Below are 18,937 nucleotides of genomic sequence, written 5' to 3' on the forward strand. Positions count from 1 at the left end.
TTGATTTTACTTATAAATATTAAAACTACTGACAAAAAATCTGTCAGTAGTTTTTGTCTATAATAAAAGTCAAAAAAACGAATCAAAAAGTTTGACCATTACTGACCAAAGTATTATAATTAGAATGTAGTGAGAAAAAGATAATAATCACTACTAACTATGAAATCGAAATGAGGTGTTTTTATGGACATCGAAAAAATGACAACAACGATGCAAGAAGCACTTGGTTCAGCGCAACAAATTGCGCAAGTTCGTCATCACCAAGTGATTGAAGTTCCACATTTATGGCGAATTTTTGTTCAACCTAATAGTTTTGGGGCGAACTTTTATAAAGATTTAGGGATTGACCTAGATGACTTTACAAATTTAATTGAAAAAGAAATTGACAAAATTAATTCAGTAGAAGGTTCAAATATTACTTATGGTCAAAACCTAAGTCCAGATTTGTTCCAAGTATTTACTGAAGCAGACAAAATTGCGCAAAAAATGGGCGATGAGTACCTATCAACTGAGATTATTCTCCTTGCCCTCTTTGAATTAAAACAAAATCCATTGACCAGTTATTTGGTCAGCCATGGACTAACAAAAGCAAAAGTGCAAGCTGCGATTGAAAAATTACGCGGAGGTGATAAAGTGACCAGTCAAAATGCAGAAGAAACATACAAAGCACTTGAAAAATATGGGGTAGATCTCGTTGCTCAAGTTAAATCAGGTAAACAAGATCCTGTCATTGGACGTGATGAAGAAATTCGTGATGTCATTCGAGTGCTTTCTCGTAAAACAAAAAATAACCCCGTTCTTATTGGTGAACCTGGGGTTGGTAAAACAGCCATTGTTGAAGGATTGGCACAAAGGATTGTCAGAAAAGACGTTCCTGAAAATCTGAAAGATAAAACCATCTTTTCACTGGATATGGGTGCCCTGATTGCAGGCGCGAAATATCGTGGTGAATTTGAAGAACGTTTGAAAGCAGTCCTTAATGAAGTGAAAAAATCAGATGGACAAATTATCCTCTTTATTGATGAACTTCATACGATTGTTGGTGCAGGTAAAACAGAAGGTTCAATGGACGCTGGGAACCTTTTAAAACCAATGCTTGCACGTGGTGAACTCCATTTGATTGGGGCAACTACCTTGGATGAATATCGTAAATACATGGAAACAGATAAAGCACTTGAACGTCGTTTCCAAAAGGTATTGGTTACTGAACCTACTGTTGAAGATACAATTTCAATCTTGCGTGGTCTAAAAGAACGTTTTGAAATTCACCATGGAGTGACCATTCATGATAATGCTTTAGTCGCAGCAGCAACCCTTTCAAATCGTTATATTACTGACCGATTTTTACCAGATAAAGCCATTGACTTGGTTGATGAAGCCAGTGCAACAATTCGTGTAGAAATGAATTCACTCCCAACTGAACTTGACCAAGCCAATCGTCGCTTGATGCAATTAGAAATTGAAGAAGCGGCCCTCAAAAAAGAACGAGATGATGCTTCTAAGAAACGTCTTGAAATTATACGTGGTGAAATTGCTGAACTTCGAGAAGAAAATAATCAACTCAAAGCTCAATGGGAAGCTGAGAAAAAAGAAGTGGGCAATATTTCTGAAAAACGAAATGAATTAGAACATGCTCGCCACGAATTGGAAGAAGCTCAAAATGAAGGAAACTTAGAAAAAGCAGCAGCCCTTCGTTATGGTAAAATTCCTGAAATTGAAAAAGAACTCAAAGCTATTGAAGAAAAAGCAAAATCAGATGATTTATCCTTAGTTCAAGAATCAGTCACTGAAGAACAAATCGCTGAAGTGGTTGGACGCATGACAGGTATTCCAATTACCAAATTGGTTGAAGGTGAACGTGAAAAATTGCTTCACTTACCAGAAACACTGCATCAAAGGGTTGTCGGACAAGATGAAGCTGTTGAAGCCGTATCTGATGCCATTATCCGTGCGCGTGCAGGAATTCAAGACCCTAACCGTCCACTTGGCTCATTCCTCTTCCTTGGACCAACTGGGGTAGGTAAGACGGAGCTTGCGAAAGCTTTGGCTGAAAATCTCTTTGATTCAGAAGAACATATGGTTCGGATTGACATGAGTGAATATATGGAAAAACACTCAGTTTCTCGGTTAGTCGGAGCCCCTCCAGGATATGTCGGCTACGATGAAGGAGGCCAATTGACTGAATCCGTTCGTCGTAATCCTTATACAATCATCTTGCTTGATGAAATCGAAAAAGCACATCCAGATGTCTTCAATATCTTGTTGCAAGTTTTGGATGACGGCCGTTTGACTGATTCTAAAGGTGTTCTCGTTGACTTTAAGAACACAGTGTTGATTATGACTTCAAATGTCGGTTCTCAATATTTGCTTGATAATGTTGGAGAAAATGGTGAAATTTCGGAAGAAACAACTGAAAACGTGATGGCTCAACTTCGGGCACATTTCAAACCAGAATTTCTAAATCGGATTGATGATACCATTCTTTTCAAACCATTGGCACTTGAGGATATTAAGAATATTATCGTTAAAATGACTAGCCAACTTTCACATCGTCTTGAAGAAATGGACGTTCAACTTGAGTTGAGTGAAGAAGTAAAAGTTTGGATTGCCGAAAATGCTTACGAACCAGCTTATGGTGCACGTCCACTCAAACGTTATTTGACAAAAGTCATCGAAAATCCATTAGCTAAGCTGATTATCGGAGGAAAAATTCCGCCAAAATCAAAAGTTATTGTAAGGCTTATAGATAACAAGATTGACTTTGATATTCAAAAAATTGCTGAATAAATAGAAAAAAGCCGTTAGCTGATGCTGGCGGTTTTTTGGGTTCGTTTTCAAGCTGATTATTATTTGATAAAATGGTAAAATAAAAGGTAATATAAGAAATCTGGAGAAAAATATGACCGCACAAAATCAAAGACAAGAACTACAACGAAATATCTGGTCTATTGCTGACCAAGTTCGTGGTGCTGTGGACGGGTGGGACTTTAAACAGTACATTCTAGGGATTTTGTTTTACCGTTTTATCAGTGAAAACTTTCAAAATTATATAGAAGCAGGTGACCCAGAAGTTTACTATGCGAATTACCCAGATGAAGCGATTAGCTCTGAGATTATTGATGACGCAGTAAAAACGAAGGGTTACTACATTGCACCCAGTCAACTTTTCTCAAATGTTGTGAAGACTGCGCGTGAAAATGCTGATTTGAATACAGACCTCAAAGCAATTTTTACCGCCATCGAATCAAGTGCGATTGGCTATGCTTCGGAAAATGACATCAAAGGTTTGTTTGATGACCTTGATACAACCAGTAATCGCTTAGGGAACACGGTTGCAGAAAAGAATAAACGCTTAGCCGATGTCCTTGAAGGAATCAATCAACTGAACTTTGGTCGTTTTGAAGATAATCAAATCGATCTTTTTGGTGATGCTTATGAATTCTTGATTTCAAACTATGCCTCAAATGCAGGTAAATCAGGTGGTGAATTTTTCACACCTCAATCTGTCTCAGCGCTACTAGCTAAAATTGTCATGCTTGGTAAAGATGAGCATAATAAAATCAACAAAATCTATGACCCTGCCTGTGGTTCAGGCTCTCTTTTGCTCCAAGCGAGAAAGCAATTTTCAGAACATATCATTGAAGAAGGTTTCTTCGGGCAAGAAATCAATATGACCACCTATAACCTTGCCCGTATGAATATGTTTTTACATAATATCAACTATGATAAATTTGATATTAAACGTGGGGATACACTTATCAATCCATTACACAATGACGATAAGCCCTTTGATGCCATTGTCTCTAATCCGCCTTATTCTATCAAATGGATTGGTTCAGATGATCCAACTTTAATTAATGATGACCGCTTTAGTCCAGCAGGTGTTTTGGCACCGAAATCAAAAGCAGATTTCGCATTTATCTTGCACGCTTTAAGTTATTTGTCGGCCAAAGGACGTGCGGCTATTGTTACTTTCCCAGGGATTTTTTATCGTGGGGGTGCTGAGCAAAAGATTCGTAAATATCTGATTGATAATAACTTTGTGGAAGCTGTTATCCAATTGCCCGCTAATCTTTTCTTTGGGACAAGTATCGCCACTTGTATCTTGATTTTGGCAAAAAATAAGCCTAACACTGATACATTTTTTATTGATGCCAGCAAAGAGTTCAAAAAAGAAACCAATAATAACATTTTAACGACTGATAATATCAATAAAATTCTTTCTCATTTTGATAAAAAAGAAGAGTTAGACTATTTTTCAAAAGCTGTTAAATTTGATGCGATTGTTGAAAATAACTATAACCTCTCTGTTTCTAGCTATGTGGAAGCAGAGGATTTGACGGAGAAGATTGATATTGACGTGCTTAATAAAGATATCAAGACAACCGTTGAGAAAATTGATAAATTGCGAGCTGAGATTGATGAGATTGTAGCTGAGCTAACTACAAAAGGAGGAAATTGATGGTTTTAGACAATAAATTAGGCATTACCGAGCAAGCAACACTCAACCGTGAAGAAGAGCGTCTCTCAAAGCTTAAAGCAAAAGCACTTTTTGAAAGCGGCAAGATTGATGAAATTGAAATTGGAACTTTCAAAGGCTTAGTTGAGATTCATCACTATTTGTTTGAAGAAATTTATGCATTTGCGGGCAAAGTTCGAGAAGTGAATATTTCAAAAAATGATTTTCGTTTTGCTGCAGTCGCATTTTTAGAAGTAGCGCTTGAAAATATTTCAAAAATGCCGCAAGAAACATTTGATGAAATCATTGAGAAATACGTAGAGATGAATATTGCTCATCCTTTTCGTGAAGGCAATGGCAGAGCCACACGAATTTGGCTAGACCTAATTTTACGCAATAAACTTAAGACGACAATAGACTGGAATGCAGTAGATAAGGAAGAATATCTGTCTGCGATGCGACGTTCACCTATCAAAGATTTGGAAATCAAAGTTTTATTGAAAAGTGCTCTCACAGATGACTTGAGCAAAGAAGCCTTCTTCAAAGGGATTGATGCCAGCTATTATTATGAAGGCTATAATGAGTATCGGATAGAGGAATTGTGAAAATATGAGAAATCAGATTTTAGAGAAATTACTAGAAGAACGAAAAAACGGGCTTAAAGGTGGACTCTATCACAAAACGCAAGTCAGCTTGACTTACAATTCCAACCGAATTGAAGGCAGTAAGCTGACCGAAGAGCAGACGCGTTATGTCTTTGAGACAAAGACGGTTGGTTTTGATGCGGACGGTCTGCCAGTTGATGATATTATCGAAACCAGCAATCATTTTCGAGCTTTTGATTATCTGCTCGACACGATTGGCGAAGATTTGAGCAAGGAAATCATCAAGGCTTTTCATAAAATCCTAAAAGAGGGCACGAGCGACAGTCACAAATCGTATTTTAATGTTGGCGATTGGAAGAAAATTCCTAATGAAGTTGGCGATATTAAAACTAGTCTGCCAGAAAATGTTGATAAAGTTATTTCAAACCTTCTTGAGGATTATCTGGCAAAATCAGCAGTTACTTTCAATGATTTGATTGCTTTTCATGAGCATTTCGAGCGAATCCATCCTTTCCAAGACGGGAATGGTCGTGTTGGACGGCTGATTCTTTTTCGGGAGTGTTTGAAGCAGGACTTTGTACCTTTTGTGATTGATAATGAGAAAAAGTTATTTTATTATCGTGGGTTGCGTGAGTTTGCGACTCAGCCGGGTTATTTGCTTGAAACCTGCTTGGCTGCGCAAGATGTTTATAAAGAGTGGGTAAGGTATTTTTATCCAGAGATTGAGGTGGGAGTTTAGAAGGATTACCGACCATATATCAATTTGACTTTCTTTATTTTGAAAGCCAGACCTCTGAAAAGTTGAAAGATAATATTTTGAATGAAGGTGTTGAGTCATCAATGTTGGACAGTGATTATATTACTAGGAGAAGAAAAAATGACAAACAATGAATTTATTTCGTGTGATATATGTAACGAAATTTTTAACCTAAGAATACAGATGGGAAACTATAATATACCCTTTAATATTGTTTGCCCTAATTGCTCTACAAAAATTAAAGGAATGTATAATTTGGAAAATGACTCCTCTGAGAGATTATTTTTGACAAACGCTCATAAAGTCGAAGAAATTGGAGAGAGTTTTAAAGGTTATTGCGTTGAATTGTCGGCGGAGTTCCCGACTAAGAAAATGTTTTACAGGGACTTAAGTAGTCCTGGTAAAATGCTTGAAGCATCTGGTTTTACTCCCTTTCTAAGAAACTTAACATTCTACCCAAGTCATGAATTGGCTACAAAATCTGTACAAAATTCAATGAGATTTGCTGATTTCTTTAAAGAAGACTGGGACTTTCTTTATGCATATTTTAATCTTTTTTGGAATGAAAAGTATGATATTCTGTTTCCAAAGTTAGAAAAATTAATTAGTAAGATAGAAACTTCTCCTATTAACAAAGTAAATAATAAAATGGATGCAGCTATGTCTCTCCATCAAATATTGGTGACTGCTACGGGACTGGGCTCTGTCTTACCAGAAAGTTCTCTTACGGAGTATATGGAAATTGCAAAAGTCATTGGTAAAGACACACAAATACCAGATTCATCAATTCTTGAATATTCCAATTTCCTGAAAAATGATTTCAATAATATCGAGAAGAACGCCCTTGATGTAGTTAGTTCTTTTTCTAAGATATATAATCAATTAATTCCTGTAGTTGCTCTAAAAAACTCTTCTGTATTAGATACGATTGATAAAGATGAGTTTGGTATTATGACTACAAATTTTGAAGAACTCTCTAGTTTTTATGCGCAAAGCTACGAATGGATATTAGATAATATTGACATAGTAATTGGATTGAACAATGCTGTAGAGAGAGGTGATTCTCAACTTTGTTTCAATAAAAAAAGTCTTGATGATCTTAAATTATTATCAACGAAATATAATAAACTAGACTATCTAAAATCAGAAGAAGCTTTCAGTAAACCCGCTGAAAATCTGAAAAATAGGATTCGTAACGCAATTCAACATTTTAGTAGAGAAATAGATTATTCAACTCAAAAAATTACTTTCATAGATAGCCACCGTGGTAAAGAAAGTACAGAAAGAATATTTTTAATTGATTTTGCTTCGCTTTGTCTCGAAAATTTTTACTTTGTTATCTATATTCTGGAACTAATTTATAATTTGAGGAAGATTTCATATAAATCAGAAGGAATAATTTTAAGTGAAGAAAATGTGAATGTAAAAAGTACTCAAGCTATTTTAAAAAATGAACCAGCTAAGAATAAGAAAATAGGTCGCAATAAACCGTGCCCTTGCGGAAGCGGACTAAAGTATAAAAAGTGCCATGGTAAAAATAGAGGGATGGTAAATGACTGAAAATCAAGAAAATAAAACAGTTGATAGTTCTGTCAGCACTGACAAAAAGTCTGTCGAATTTGACGGAAGTCTTTTAGACCTGATTCAAGGTGTAGATGTGAAATGGAAATCCCTAAGTGAAATTTCCTCAATCTACGGGGGGTTGAAAGGAAAAACAAAAGATGATTTTTCTGACGGCAATGCTAAATTTATCAGTTATAAAAATATTTTTGATAATATCTCGATAAATTATGAGATTCTTGAGAATGTAAAAGTCGGTAAAGATGAAAATCAGCACGAAGTTAAGTATGGAGATGTTCTTTTCACTGGCTCATCTGAAACAGCAAACGAAGCTGGAATGTCCTCTGTACTAACTTTGAAAACAGATGAAAAAATATATCTCAACAGCTTTAGTTTTGGGGTTAGATTTAAAGAACATATTAAGATGAACCCAGAGTTTTCAAAGTATCTTTTCCGTTCTAACTTTATGAGAAAAGAAATCTCTAAAACAGCAAGTGGGGTGACGCGTTTTAATATTTCAAAAGAACGGTTTAAGCGAATTGAAGTTCCGATTATTCCACTCGAAATCCAGCAAAAAGTGGTTGAAATACTTGACAAAATGACAGATTATGTTACAGAGCTGACGACGGAGCTGACGACGGAGCTGACGTTACGTCAAAAGCAATATGCTTACTATCGCGACCAGCTCCTGAGCTTTGGTGTAGAGGAGAACTCTCTGAGTGTTGAGTGGATGACGCTGGGCGAGGTTGCTCGGCTAAAAAATGGCTCAGACTGGAAAAATCTGACGGGTGGTAGTGTACCGGTTTATGGTTCTGGTGGTGAAATGGGAGTAACAGTTGGCAAGGCTGCATACGACAAGCCGACAGTTCTGATACCTAGGAAAGGTTCAATTTCAAATTTATTTTATCTGACAACACCATTTTGGAATGTTGATACCATTTATTACACAAAAATTGACGAAGAGAAAATTGTTCCCAAATTTTTCTATTATTATCTTAAAATGATAAATCTGGAAGCTTTGTCAATAAATCCTACACGCCCAAGTTTGACACAAGCAATTCTTGACAAAGTAAAAATCCCTGTGCCAAATTTGATAGAGCAAAGGCGTATTGTTGAAATCCTTGATAAGTTTGATAAACTCATGTCAGATTTGTCAGAAGGCCTACCACGCGAAATCGAACTTCGTCAAAAGCAATATGAGTATTGGCGGGAGCAGTTGCTAAATTTTAATTGAAAAATAAGGAATAAGGAAATATGGGAAAGACACTAAATGAAATTGCTCAAGAATTGAAGGATTGTGATAAGAAAGCTCAAATTATTTATGCTTTCAATGGCACGGGGAAAACAAGACTTTCTAGAGAATTTAAAGACGTGGTTCAACCTGCTGATTATGAAGAAGAAAGTGATAGATTATCACGTGATACAATTCTCTACTATAATGCTTTTACCGAAGATTTATTTTATTGGAATAATGATTTAGAAAATGATAGTGATAGGAAATTAGTTATTCAACCGAATAGTTTTATTGAATGGATTGTTGATGAACAAGGACAAGACCAAAATATTATTTCCCATTTTCAATATTATACAAATGAAAAATTAATTCCTACTTTTGAACTTGAAGAATATCATTTCGTAGGCAAAAATGGCATAGAGCAAAAAAGGAACCATGTAAAAGCAGTAAATTTCTCTTACCAGAGAGGGAATGATGAAGTTCCTGAGAAGATTAAAATTTCTAAAGGGGAAGAAAGTAATTTTATTTGGAGCGTATTCTATTCCCTGATAGAGAATGTTATTGGTATCTTAAATATTGTTGAAGACAGGGAGACTGATGATTTTGATGATTTGAAATACATCTTTATTGATGATCCAGTGTCTTCACTTGATGAAAACCATCTGATAGAACTTGCAGTAGATTTAGGAAGACTAATCAAATCAAGTGAATCAAATATAAAGTTTATTATTACGACACATAATCCTTTATTTTATAATGTAATTCATAATGAATTAAAGTCAGCAAAGAAATACTTTTTGAAAAAAAGTGAAGATGGGAGCTATGAATTAAAGAACCAGCAAGATGATTCTCCTTTTTCTTATCATCTTACTTTACTGGAGGAACTCCATCGTGCGATAAAAGTAGGAGATGTACACAAGTATCATTTCAATTTTTTGAGAAATTTACTTGAAAAAACATCTACTTTTTTGGGTTATAAAACGTGGTCTGACTTATTACCAGAGGATAATAGAAAAGCCTATGAGGCTAGAATGATTAATATTTCAAGTCATTCAAAGTATTCAGCAGATGAAATGTCCGAGCCAAATGAACCAGAAAAACAAATGTTACAATACTTGGTAGAACATTTTGAGACAGATTACAAGTTTCATAAGGAGCAATCATGAATCAAATCAACCAAAATTCCCCTATCATCGAATCCAACAATTTCATCGTCCTAGACAAATGGACAAAACTAGAACAAAAAGGAAACTTCCAATCTGAGTCAGACCTTGAACGTGAGATGATTTCAGATTTACAGCAGCAAGGCTATGATTATGCTAATTATCTAACGACACCAGAAGCATTATTAGGAAATTTGCGACTTCAATTGGAAGACTTGAATGCGGTTCACTTTTCTGATAATGAGTGGGAGCGCCTTTTATCAGAGTATCTCAATAAATCAAGTGATGGCATTATCGAATGTACGCGTAAAATTCATGATGACCATGTCTATGACTTTATTTTTGATGATGGTCACATTCAAAATATTTATCTCTTGGATAAGAGAAATATTGTGCGTAATAAAGTGCAAGTCATCAATCAGATGAAGCAAAAAGGTAGTCATGCCAATCGTTATGATGTGACGATTTTAGTGAATGGCTTACCTTTGGTACAGATTGAGTTAAAAAAGCGTGGGGTGTCCATTCGGGAAGCCTTTAATCAGATTCATCGTTACAGTAAAGAGAGTTTTAACGGTGAAAATTCCCTTTTCAAGTACCTCCAAATTTTTGTGATTTCAAACGGAACAGACACCCGTTATTTTGCCAATACCACCAAACGGGATAAAAATTCCTTTGATTTTACCATGAATTGGGCACGTAAAGATAATGAGCCGATTAGAGATTTGAAAGATTTTACGGCGACTTTTTTAAGTAAACGGACGCTGCTCAATGTTTTAATGAATTATTCGGTATTTGATTCAAGTAATACGCTTTTAATCATGCGTCCTTATCAGATTGCAGCGACGGAGCGTATTCTTTGGAAAATCAAGTCCGCTCATGATTCAAAATTAAAAGCAGGGATTGAAACAGGGGGGTACATCTGGCACACCACAGGTTCTGGTAAAACGTTGACCTCGTTTAAAGCTGCCCGCCTTGCAACAGAACTTGACTTTATTGATAAAGTCTTCTTTGTGGTGGATCGTAAAGACCTCGACTATCAGACCATGAAAGAATATCAGCGTTTTTCACCGGACAGTGTGAATGGTTCCGATAGTACAGCTGGTTTGAAGCGAAATATTGAAAAAGAAGACAATAAAATCATTGTCACAACCATTCAAAAACTCAATAATCTTATGAAAACGACAGAGACACATGAGATTTATGATAAGCAAGTGGTCTTTATCTTTGATGAATGCCACCGTAGTCAATTTGGTGAAGCACAAAAGAATCTGAAAAAGAAGTTTAAGCATTATTACCAATTTGGCTTCACAGGGACACCAATTTTTCCTGAGAATGCTTTGGGGAGTGAAACAACAGCTTCTGTCTTTGGACGAGAATTACATTCATATGTGATTACGGATGCCATTCGCGACCAAAAAGTCCTCAAATTTATGGTGGATTATAATGATGTTCGGCCACAGTTTGCAAGGCTAGAAGCTGAAACAGATGAACAAAAATTATCAGCGGCGGAAAATCGGCAAGCCTTACTTCATCCCACACGGATCCATGAAATTTCAGACTATATCTTAAATCATTTTGCGCAGAAAACGCACCGAACAGCAGGAAAAGGTTTTAATGCGATGTTTGCTGTGTCAAGTGTTGAAGCGGCAAAACTTTACTATGAAGAACTCCAAAAATTGCAAGAACAATCTGAGAAGAAACTGACAATTGCTACTATTTTTTCTTTTGCCGCGAATGAAAATCAAAATGCGATTGGTGATATTGAAGATGAAACTTTTGAACCAACAGCCTTAGATTATAGCGCTAAGGAGTTTTTAACTCATGCAATTAACGACTATAATAAAAAATTTAATGGTTCTTTTTCTGTGGAGGGGAAGAGTTTCCAAAATTATTATAAGGATTTAGCCAAACGTGTTAAAAATAAAGAAGTGGATTTGCTTCTTGTCGTCGGGATGTTTTTGACAGGCTTTGATGCGCCGACATTAAATACCTTATTTGTGGACAAAAATTTGCAATATCATGGTTTGATTCAAGCATTTTCACGGACTAACCGAATTTATGATGCGACAAAATCTTTTGGAAATATTGTGACCTTCCGTGATTTGGAAAGTAAAACCAAAGCAGCAATTACTTTATTTGGAAAATCTCAAACAGCAGAAGTGCTCCTTGAACGTCCATATAACGAATATATGAATGGCTTTAAAGATGATGAGACAGATGAAGCTAGGCGGGGCTATTTAGAGGTTGTTCAGGAATTAAAAGAGAAATTTCCAGAGCCGGATAAAATTGTTAAGGAAGCAGATAAAAAGCAATTTGTTAAACTCTTTGGCGAATTTTTAAAACTGGATAATATCTTGCAAAACTATGATGAATTTGCAGGATTGCAAGCTTTACAAGAAATTGATTTATCAGATGAGCAGGCGGTTGAGGAGCTCAAAACAAAATTTTATTTAGATGATGAAAAGATTCAGGAACTTGAACAGTTAGAAATTCCAAATGTTCGAGAGATTCAGGACTATCGCTCGACCTATAACGATATTCGAGAATGGTTCACGAATGAACGACGAAACCAAAAACAAGAGGAATCAACTGTAGATTGGGATTCTGTTACTTTTGAAGTGGAACTTTTGAAATCGCAAGAAATCAATTTAGATTATATTTTAGAATTGATTTTTGAAACAAATAAGAAAGTTTCGGATAAAGATCAACTGATTGATGAAATTATTCGAACGATCCGCGCAAGCGTTGGAAATCGAGCGAAAGAAAGCTTAATTGTAGATTTCATCAGGAATACGAATATCAATGCAATCAAAAATCGTCCGGAGATTCTTGAGAAGTTTTATACTTTTGCGCAAAAAGAGCAACAAAAAGAAGTACATGATTTGATTCAAGAGGAGGGGTTAAATCCTGAGAGTGCTAAAAGGTATATTCGTGCATCTCTTAAACAAGAATATGCGAGTGAAAATGGCAATGCTCTTAATGAAAGCCTCCCTAAAATGAGTCCACTCAATCCAGCATATCATACGAAAAAACAAACAGTTTTTGAAAAGATAAGTGCTTTTGTTGAAAAATTTAAAGGAATTGGCGGTAACATATAAATTCTATTTCCGAACAATCCAATCAAAAAGTTTCAGTACTACCCGCTGGAACTTTTTTTATGTTTGAAAATCATTTAACATGGAAGTAGAATAAAATAAATCAGAAAATGGAGAATGACAGTGTCTGAGAATGCGTATGCAAAATCTGGGGTAGATGTAGAAGCAGGATATGAGGTGGTTTCTCGTATTAAGAAGTATGTTGCTAAAACCGAACGTTTAGGTGTGCTTGGGGCACTGGGTGGTTTTGGTGGAAGTTTTGATTTATCTGTGCTTGATGTGAAAGAGCCTGTATTGATTTCGGGGACAGATGGTGTGGGAACTAAATTGATGTTAGCCATTCAAGCAGACAAACATGACACGATTGGGATTGATTGCGTGGCCATGTGCGTCAATGATATTATTGCTGCTGGGGCTGAACCACTGTATTTTTTGGATTATATTGCCACAGGAAAAAATATTCCTGAAAAATTGGAGCAAGTTGTGGCTGGTGTGGCTGAAGGTTGCTTGCAAGCAGGAGCAGCGCTGATTGGTGGAGAAACAGCTGAAATGCCCGGAATGTATGATGAAGAAGATTACGATTTAGCTGGTTTTTCTGTGGGTGTGGCTGAAAAATCACAATTAATTGATGGTGAAAAAGATGTGGAAGTGGGCGATGTTTTGCTTGGTCTTGCCTCATCTGGGATTCATTCTAACGGATACTCTTTGGTTCGGAAAGTTTTTGCTGACTTTGATTTGAATGAATCGTTGCCTGAACTTGACCAATCTTTGATTGATACTCTTTTAACTCCGACAAAAATCTATGTCAAAGAGCTTTTACCCTTGATTAAACAAAATAAAATAAAAGGGATTGCTCATATTACAGGCGGAGGATTCCATGAGAATTTACCAAGAATGTTCGGAAATAGCTTGTCAGCTGAAATTGTTGAAGGTTCTTGGAATATTTTACCAATTTTCAAAGCTCTTGAAAAATATGGGAATATCAAACATGAAGAAATGTATGAAATTTTCAATATGGGAATTGGAATGGTAATCGCTGTTGCTCCTGAAAATGCTGAAGCTCTCAAAAAAGAGTTGAATGTATTTGAAATTGGTAAAATGGTCAAAAGACAAGATGCAGCAGTAGTGATTAAAAAATAATCTTTTTTCATTGAGAATAGGGGATAGCATGAAAATTGCAGTATTTGCATCAGGAAATGGCTCAAACTTTCAAACACTAGCTGAACAATTTCCAGACCAAGTGAAATTTGTTTTTTCAGATCATCATGATGCTTATGTACTTGAACGTGCTAAGCAATTAGGGGTGGCAAAGGCAAGTTTGGAATTAAAAGAATTTTCTTCAAAAGTGGATTATGAAAAGGCTTTGGTGGAAATTTTAAAAGATCAAGAAATTGATTTAATTCTCTTGGCGGGCTACATGAAAATTATTGGTGCGACGGTGTTATCAAAATATAAAGGAAAGATAATCAATGTTCACCCTTCTTATCTTCCAGATTTTGCCGGTTCACCTCATGCGATTGAAGAATCACATGAGGCAAAAAAGGGGTTGGGAATCAGTATTCATTATGTTGATGAGGGTGTTGATACTGGGGAATTGATTGCTCAAATCTCGCTCGCTTATCACGAAGATTTAGAAGTTTATGAGCGTTCTGTTCATGAAGCAGAGCACAAGCTCTATGCAGAAGTCGTTCGCCAAATTATACTTCATCAGCAATGATGAAGTTTTTTTCTTACGTTTTAGCTTAATAAAAATAAGAGAAAATTTTCAGTTCTTTTAAGAAAATAAAACATCTAAAATACTTTTGTAAGCGCTATTTACTTTTGGAATTTAAATGCTAAAATGTAGTGGTAACATAATCTTAAGTAAAATAAGAGAAGGAAAAATGGTAAAGTATCTTAAAGAATTCAAATTTGAAAATTTTATGGTTTTCTTACTTATCACGATTGATATTGCTCTCGCGGTCTTGAGTTCGGTCTTTTTAGCAAATGTGCTCAATTCTTTGATTGCAAAAGAGATGAATCAATTTTTCTTATGGTTAGCTATTGATATTATCCTTTGGATAGTCGATAGTTTTGTTCAAGGAGCGCGTGATGTTTGGAAAGAAATTGCCATACAAAAACAGCTTAATGCTGTACGCCGGGATATCATTGAGCCTCTGACGGAAATTTCTTATTCTGATTTTGAAAAAAATAGTAAGGAAGATTATAATTCGTGGTTAAATAATGATACAAAACTACTTTATGATAATGGTTTCCACCAGATTTATTTTGTTTATACGGGAATTGTTGCGATGCTATTCTCAGGAATTGCTATTATCTTTTTCCACTGGATATTGCTTTTGACAACCCTTTTGGTTGGAGCACTTTTGTTCTATTTTCCAAAAATGTTTAAACAATCAGTGGAACGAGATACGGAACAAGTGTCGGAACTTGCAAATGATGCCTTAGCAACATCTACGGATTACTTGCGTGGTTATGAAGTGCTTTATCATAATAAACAATTGGGTCTTATGCAAGAGCGAACCATGGGAAAATTTAATCAATTAGCTACGGCGAATGTGAAATTAATTTTTACCCGTGCTTGGATGCAGTATTCTTTATTAGGAACTAGTATGTTAGGGCAGTTTTTGATTTTAGCTGTCGCCGGTTTTCTTATCATGAATGGGCAAATTGACATTGGTGTTGTCATGAGTGTCGGAAATTTGTCAGGAACAGTAACTAATTACTCAAAAAGTGTAGCGAATAGTTTAATATTGCTCAATGCAACGGGAAAGCTGTTAGAGAAATATGGAAAAATTACTGACGAATCAAAAGTTACTGACGGAGAAGAAGTGACAGCTTTTGAAAGTAAATTAGAATTAAAAAATCTGGCTGTTGCATTTCCTGATGGGCAAAAAATTGAGTATCCAGAAATTGTCATTGAAAGAGGAAAAAAATACGCGATTATTGGCGATAGTGGAAGTGGAAAATCAACCTTGATTAATTTGTTGGTTGGGAATAAGCAAGACTATGAGGGAGAAATTTTATTAGACGGGAAAGATTACAAAGGAATTAATCGAAAATCTTTACCTCATGTGATGAGTGTGATTATGCAATTTCCCTATCTTTTTAAGGAAACAGTAGAAGAAAATTTGACTTTAGGGCGTAAAATTTCGCCAGATATCTTTGATAAGTCGATTAGAATTGCTTGTGCTGATGACTTTGTATTTAATAAACTTGATACGGTTTATGATAAAAATTTATCAGGAGGTCAGCAAGAAAGATTATCTGTTGCTAGAGAATTAATGGGCAGTAAGCCAATTTTAGTGATGGATGAAAGTACGGCGAGTGTTGACAAAAAAACAGCTCTAGCTGTAGAAAAAAATATTTTAGAAAATCCTGATTTGACGGTGATTATGATTACACACCATCTATATGATGAAACTCAAAGTTATTTGGATGAGGTGATTCATTTAGGACAGGAAATTGCTTAAAAGATAAATGGATATTAAAAAGACACGTGCAAGTGTCTTTTTATTTTCACTTAAATTGTAACAATTTTTCTAATGAGTTCATGTATTTCTTCAATTGGCTTATCTTGACCGTTCATTAACCATTTACGCCAAAGAGCATAAACTCCATTTGCGACAAAAGTAATGAAATATTCGTCATTTGTTTTTTCATAAAATTTCTCAATTTCTTCAATATAAATCTGACGAATAATTGGTTCGTAACCTTGACTTTCAGAAAGAAAGAGGTCATTTTTGAATTCTTCAAAGAATTTTAATTGGTTTTCAATTTTTGAACTGGCAGAAACATTCTGACGAATGATTTCAAAACTTTGAGAAATTTGAGGCTGATAGTATTGATAAATGACCTGGTCAATGGACTCAAAGTTACGATAAAAAGCCATTCTGCTAACTCCGGCTCTTTTACAAACGTTTGAAACGGTGAGTTGAGCAAGATTTTTCGGTTTTTCGGATGTTTTTTGAATTCCTAATAGTTGCAAAGTAGCTGTAGTAATAAAATCTTTTGTATCGTTTTTGATAGTTTGGGAATAGTTTGTCGCTGCCATTACACTTCTCCTGATTGTGTCACACAAGCTTTTCAAAGACTTGTATTTTTTACACTTCTATCGTACAATAATTTTACATAAGTTTCAAGTGTAACGGATGTGAATTAAGAAAAATAGAGGAAAAAATTAAATGACAAATACAAATAAAAAAACAATTCTTGTAACAGGTGGTTCTGGATATATTGCTATGTTTATCATGATTGCTTTATTGAAAAAAGGCTATCGAGTACGGGCGACATTGCGGACGATGTCTCGACAAGAAGAAGTGAAAAAAATGATGGCACAAGGCGGAATATCAGATTTTACAGATTTAGGTTTTGTCCAAACTGATTTGACAAAAGAAGAAGGATGGAGTCAGGCCATGACTGGTGTTGATTCTGTGATTCATGTGGCTTCACCAACACCTTTGCAACGTCCTGACGCTGATGATTTAATGGTGAAAATGGCGGTAGATGGAGTGAAGTTTGTGATGAAAGCAGCCAAGCAAGCAGGAGTTAAACGAGTGGTCTTGACCTCAGCATCGGGAGCAGTTTTAGCGGGGCATAAGCATCATCCAGAAATCTTCACAGAGAAAGATTGGACAAATCTTGATGCTCCAATTAATGCATATCAACGTTCTAAAACGATGGCGGAAATGGAGTTTTGGAAACTTGCAGAAGCTTATGGTATTGAAGGAGCATCGGTTTTACCTACAGCTGTTATGGGTCCAATTCTTGGAAATGATTTTTCACATTCTAGTGCGGCTATAAAAAATATGTTTGAAGGTAAAATGTCCAGACTTTTAAATTTAGCATTTGATTATGTTGACGTTCGTGATGTTGCTGATTTACATTTGCTAGCTCTTGAAAAAGATGAAGCGATTGGTCAGCGTTTCATTGCAACTTCAGGCCAAAATATTACTTACAAAAAGCAAGCCGAGTTTTTGAAAAAGGAATTTGGTACAAAAGCTAAAAAAGTATCCACTCAGGTAATTCCCGACTTTTTAGTTAAAATTTTAGCTCGATTTGATAAAAGTTTGGCGATGCCAGCTACATTTTTGGGGCAAAACACAGCTTGTTCAAATGAAAAATCAGTTAAACTTTTAGGCTGGAAACCACGTTCAGGTGAAGCAGCGATTATTCAAACGGCACAAACGATGTTGGATTTGGGAGTTATTAAAGTTGATTAAGAAAATTATGGTTTTGAAAATTTTCTATTTCCGAACGTTGTAAGCTAAAAAAGACCAAAGTCAGACTTCTGGTCTTTTTCTTCTCTCTAAAAAAGTCTAAAATAGAAACATATTGTGAAAAAAATTGGAGAGAAAAATGCATCCACATTTAAAAGAAGTTTTATTTACCAGAGAACAAATTGCCGAACGTGTCAAAGAGCTTGCGGAAGTTGTTTCACGCGATTATGAAGGAAAAAATCCACTTGTTGTTGGAATATTAAAAGGGTCAATCATGTTTACGGTTGATTTGCTTAAAGAATTATCAATTGATGCTGAAGTTGATTTTATGGATGTTACCAGTTATGGTTATGGGATTTCATCTTCTGGAGAAGTTAGAATTTTGAAAGATTTATCAACCGTGGCTCATGGACGTGATATTTTGATTGTTGAAGATATCATTGACACTGGAAATACTTTGCTCTATCTTAAAAAATTGCTGACAGGACGTCAAGCACATTCAGTAAAAATTATCTCTTTATTAGATAAACCAAGTGGTCGTAAAGTTGATATTGACGCTGATTATGTTGGCTTTGAAGTACCGGATGCCTTTATTGTGGGCTATGGAATTGATTATGCCGAACGTTACCGTCAGTTGCCATATATTGGAATTTTCAATGAAGAGTTTTTAATTAAAGACTAAAAGTAATTTCCGAACAATTATAATAAAAAAAGCCCAGTTTTAAAACTGGTGCTTTTTATTTCCAAACGATAAATGTAAAATAAAGACATGATAAATATTTACTGACAGTTCTGTCAGTTATTTTATAAGAAAAAATATTACTGACAGAATTGTCAGCAGAAAA

The 18,937-nt window shown here is 35.4% G+C and carries 14 protein-coding genes; 13 read left to right on the forward strand and 1 reads right to left on the reverse strand.

The window, feature by feature from the left end; all coding sequences use genetic code 11:
* Positions 1 to 183: 183 nt before the first annotated feature.
* From clpB to LDP15_RS02135, 11 genes are all read left to right on the forward strand, one after another.
* A complete protein-coding gene (clpB, locus tag LDP15_RS02085) occupies positions 184 to 2,787 on the forward strand; it encodes an ATP-dependent chaperone ClpB (RefSeq protein WP_015426695.1) in 2,604 nt (867 codons plus the stop codon).
* A 112-nt stretch (positions 2,788 to 2,899) separates the two neighbouring features.
* On the forward strand, positions 2,900 to 4,462 hold the full coding sequence (locus LDP15_RS02090; RefSeq protein WP_015426694.1) for a type I restriction-modification system subunit M: 1,563 nt from the start codon (positions 2,900 to 2,902) through the stop codon (positions 4,460 to 4,462).
* Positions 4,462 to 5,064 (forward strand): protein adenylyltransferase Fic, encoded by a 603-nt coding sequence (gene fic / locus LDP15_RS02095; protein WP_042230471.1) that lies wholly within the window; start codon positions 4,462 to 4,464, stop codon positions 5,062 to 5,064. The genes LDP15_RS02090 and fic overlap by 1 nt, the downstream gene beginning before the upstream one ends.
* Positions 5,065 to 5,068: 4 nt before the next feature.
* Entirely contained in the window at positions 5,069 to 5,803 is a 735-nt protein-coding gene (locus LDP15_RS02100) for a Fic family protein (protein ID WP_015426691.1), read from the forward strand.
* A gap of 138 nt (positions 5,804 to 5,941) precedes the next feature.
* Positions 5,942 to 7,381, forward strand: coding sequence for a YecA family protein (locus LDP15_RS02105; RefSeq protein ID WP_042230468.1), 1,440 nt, complete (start codon positions 5,942 to 5,944; stop codon positions 7,379 to 7,381).
* Complete coding sequence (locus LDP15_RS02110; protein WP_225513436.1) at positions 7,374 to 8,615, forward strand: restriction endonuclease subunit S; 1,242 nt, start codon at positions 7,374 to 7,376, stop codon at positions 8,613 to 8,615. Before LDP15_RS02105 ends, LDP15_RS02110 begins: the two co-directional genes overlap by 8 nt.
* Before the next feature lie 20 nt (positions 8,616 to 8,635).
* Positions 8,636 to 9,781: an AAA family ATPase gene (locus tag LDP15_RS02115; protein ID WP_042230466.1), complete on the forward strand. Its 1,146-nt coding sequence runs from the start codon at positions 8,636 to 8,638 to the stop codon at positions 9,779 to 9,781.
* Complete coding sequence (locus LDP15_RS02120; RefSeq protein ID WP_015426687.1) at positions 9,778 to 12,876, forward strand: type I restriction endonuclease subunit R; 3,099 nt, start codon at positions 9,778 to 9,780, stop codon at positions 12,874 to 12,876. The genes LDP15_RS02115 and LDP15_RS02120 overlap by 4 nt, the downstream gene beginning before the upstream one ends.
* Before the next feature lie 114 nt (positions 12,877 to 12,990).
* Positions 12,991 to 14,013, forward strand: a complete 1,023-nt coding sequence (gene purM / locus LDP15_RS02125; RefSeq protein ID WP_225513435.1) for a phosphoribosylformylglycinamidine cyclo-ligase — start codon at positions 12,991 to 12,993, stop codon at positions 14,011 to 14,013.
* Positions 14,014 to 14,041: 28 nt separating this feature from the next.
* Complete coding sequence (purN, locus tag LDP15_RS02130) at positions 14,042 to 14,590, forward strand: phosphoribosylglycinamide formyltransferase (RefSeq protein WP_015426685.1); 549 nt, start codon at positions 14,042 to 14,044, stop codon at positions 14,588 to 14,590.
* 166 nt (positions 14,591 to 14,756) lie between these two features.
* Positions 14,757 to 16,346, forward strand: coding sequence for an ABC transporter ATP-binding protein (locus LDP15_RS02135; protein WP_042230462.1), 1,590 nt, complete (start codon positions 14,757 to 14,759; stop codon positions 16,344 to 16,346).
* 50 nt (positions 16,347 to 16,396) lie between these two features.
* On the opposite strand, the gene LDP15_RS02140 is transcribed toward LDP15_RS02135, so the two are convergent.
* Entirely contained in the window at positions 16,397 to 16,927 is a 531-nt protein-coding gene (locus LDP15_RS02140) for a TetR/AcrR family transcriptional regulator (protein WP_225513434.1), read from the reverse strand.
* A gap of 130 nt (positions 16,928 to 17,057) precedes the next feature.
* Between LDP15_RS02140 and LDP15_RS02145 the strand changes: the two genes are divergently transcribed.
* Both LDP15_RS02145 and hpt read left to right on the forward strand, forming a co-directional pair.
* The gene (locus LDP15_RS02145) at positions 17,058 to 18,095 is read left to right on the forward strand and encodes an NAD-dependent epimerase/dehydratase family protein (protein ID WP_015426682.1); all 1,038 of its coding nucleotides are present in this window, start codon (positions 17,058 to 17,060) and stop codon (positions 18,093 to 18,095) included.
* Positions 18,096 to 18,231: 136 nt separating this feature from the next.
* A complete protein-coding gene (gene hpt, locus LDP15_RS02150) occupies positions 18,232 to 18,774 on the forward strand; it encodes a hypoxanthine phosphoribosyltransferase (RefSeq protein WP_003130055.1) in 543 nt (180 codons plus the stop codon).
* Positions 18,775 to 18,937: the final 163 nt, after the last annotated feature.

The organism is Lactococcus sp. SK2-659 (genome assembly GCF_020218185.2).
GTDB lineage: Bacteria > Bacillota > Bacilli > Lactobacillales > Streptococcaceae > Lactococcus > Lactococcus lactis.